This window comes from Blastopirellula marina (assembly GCF_002967715.1).
GTDB lineage: Bacteria > Planctomycetota > Planctomycetia > Pirellulales > Pirellulaceae > Bremerella > Bremerella marina_B.
Genome location: NZ_PUIA01000049.1, coordinates 1 through 2,795 on the forward strand (window position 1 = coordinate 1; position 2,795 = coordinate 2,795).

2 protein-coding genes and 1 pseudogene are annotated in these 2,795 nt (G+C 56.5%); all 3 read left to right on the top strand.

Features of this window, described 5'->3' with window-relative positions:
* Positions 1-363, top strand: a pseudogene (locus C5Y96_RS27420) (ATP-dependent endonuclease); the annotation flags it as partial.
* A 53-nt stretch (positions 364-416) separates the two neighbouring features.
* Positions 417-1,913, top strand: coding sequence for an AAA family ATPase (locus tag C5Y96_RS16040; RefSeq protein ID WP_105355348.1), 1,497 nt, complete (start codon positions 417-419; stop codon positions 1,911-1,913).
* 99 nt (positions 1,914-2,012) lie between these two features.
* Positions 2,013-2,795 (top strand): hypothetical protein (locus C5Y96_RS16045; RefSeq protein WP_105355350.1); only part of this gene is annotated, 783 nt, incomplete at its 3' end.

Genomic DNA, 2,795 nt, shown 5'->3' on the forward strand with positions numbered 1-2,795 from the left:
GAATTGGCCGAGGTCATCAATCAGCGGCCACAATGCCGGGCTGTGCTTACGAGTAAGCGAAGCCTGGAAAACTATCTCCATCCGGCGGCGATTCGTGAGGTTACTCCAATCGAGCTTGCGTTTGGCGATTTTGATCCGGTGGCCATCCTCGTCGCCAAGCAGCTCTATGAGAACGGTCTCCACGACAGGCCTTGGGAGCTCTTATCGCGACGTTCGCAGAATCGTCTGTCCAGCCGCGCCAAACGCTGGCTCAACACGCAGGTCGCGGCCCATATGACCATTGACCACCTTCGGGAGCGAGATCCCGCAGGCGAGATCGCCAGTTGGCTGACCACAATCGGGCAACTAGCCCACTCTATCTAATGCTCGCTCTCGCGAGCTTTTTCATTTCCAGACTTCAATTACAAGGAATCAATATGCGCCTAGCAGAAGAAATACAGGAACTGGTGCGGGCTGGCTTCAGCGGCATCTGGGTTCGCAGTTGCGAACAAGATGATGCCATCGCCGAACTGGCTCAGCTTTGCCGTGACGAAGACTGGCGGATGAGCACCTGGGATATCGACGTCGGTCTCAGAGGTGCCCCGACAGAACAGTTGGAGTCGCAAGCGGTGTCGGTCACCGATCCCTTAGGGGCTGTGCGGTATCTCGAATCGCTTCCCAGCAACGGACAGCCTTCGCTCCTGGTGCTATCGAATCTCCATCGTTTCCTCGGTTCGGCGGAGGTGGTCCAGGCAATCTTTCATCAAGTTTCCCAGGGGAAAGCTCATCAGCGTTTTCTGGTGGTTCTAGCACCGGTGGTACAGCTACCAGTGGAGCTGGAACGTGTGTTCACCGTAGTGGAGCATGAACTGCCCTCTCGGGAACAGCTCACCGAAATCGCCGCAGACATTGCAACCGAAGGGGATGAATTCCCCGCAGGTGTTGAGCGAGAACGGATTCTCGATGCGGCCTGTGGCTTGAGCCGCTATGAAGCGGAGAACGCGTTTGCGTTGTCCCTGGTGAGACATGGACGACTGGAGCCGTCGGCTATTTGGCAGCTTAAGTCGCAGACGCTCATCAAGAGTGGCCTGCTATCGCTCCATCGTGGCGGCGAGTCCTTTGCCGAACTGGGAGGATTAGCATCGCTCAAGCAGTTTTGCTGTCAGGCACTGCGTTCGCAGGAATCCCGCTCCGTCCAGGCAAAGGGCGTTTTACTGCTGGGGGTGCCTGGTACGGGCAAGTCGGCCTTCGCCAAGGCTCTAGGCCGCGAGATTGGCAGACCGACTCTGACGCTCGACGTGGGTGCGCTCATGGGTGGCATCGTCGGGCAAACTGAGGAGCGAACTCGCAGGGCGTTGAAAATCATCGATGCGATGCAGCCTGCGGTACTCTTCATCGACGAACTGGAAAAGACCCTCGGTGGCACCTCCAATTCGGGTCAGACTGATAGCGGTGTGGGCTCGCGAATGCTCGGTACCCTGCTGACCTGGCTCGCTGATCACGAATCGGATGTCTTTGTGATCGCTACGAGCAACGATGTTTCTAAGCTGCCCCCCGAGCTTACCCGAGCAGAACGCTTTGATGCAATTTTCTTTCTCGATCTGCCAGGGAAGTCTCAGAAGGAAGCCATCTGGCCAATGTACCTGGACCGCTTTGGGTTGGATCCGTCCCAGGATCTGCCCAACGACGGTTCGTGGACGGGAGCTGAAATCCGTGCTTGTTGCCGGTTGGCAGCCCTCTTAAATGTTTCCTTGGTGCAGGCAGCGCAGAACGTGGTGCCGGTCGCCGTCACGTCCGCTGAGTCGGTCGAGCGACTCCGAAGCTGGGCGAGCGGACGTTGTCTCTCTGCCGAGTCCGGGGGAGTGTTCACCACAACGACTCAGGCTACCCGAAAACTGCGGCGACGACTAACCCAGAATCCTGAATCCAATTAGCCTAAAACTAACCCATCTTCATGTGAGGTATTTATGACGGCAACAACTTTAGAGCATCCCACTGATCGTAGCAGTCCCTCCGGGAGGCTGCGATCCACGATGTGTGCGACCCGCGTCAACTTTACCTGGTTAGGCACGCAGAAGACTTTGACACGAGACCAACGGGCTCAGGCAGCCTTGTCCTTCGATGCCCAGGGTGAATTCTTGAGTGCAGGCAAGAAGCTGCTGGACACAAAGAATCCACGCTTCAAAGCCGTGACTTCGGAGCGGAATCGCATCCGCTCTTTTTGGACGTCCATCAGTCTGCCTTATCCAGAACCGGCCGTGCGATTGATTCGGCAAGATAGGGTCGACACATTTCAAGACTGGATGAGCGAGCATCGCCAGGAATTAACCAAGGCAGTCGAGGAACTCGACGAAGACTATTTCTCGCTGAAAGAGGCAGCACGGCAGCGACTTGGTCGCCTCTACAACGAGGCCGATTACCCAATGTCGTTGATCGGGCTCTTCGACGTTACCTGGGATTTTCCCAATGTGGAGGCTCCGTCCTATCTGCGGCAACTCGATCCTCAGCTTTACCAGGACGAGTGTCGTCGTGTTCAGGCTCGGTTTGACGAGGCGGTTCAACTTGCCGAGTCGGCCTTCGTTGAAGAGCTTTCGGGCTTGGTAACGCATCTGACGGAACGACTCTCGGGGCAGCAGGATGGACGTGCCAAAGTTTTTCGCGACTCCGCGATTGGCAATTTGAACGAATTCTTTGAACGATTTCGTTCCTTGAATGTTCGGTCGAATGACCAACTCGACGAGCTCGTTTCGCAGTGCCAGAACATTGTTCAGGGCGTGCAGCCTCAGACGCTACGAGACGACGCTCAGGTACGACAG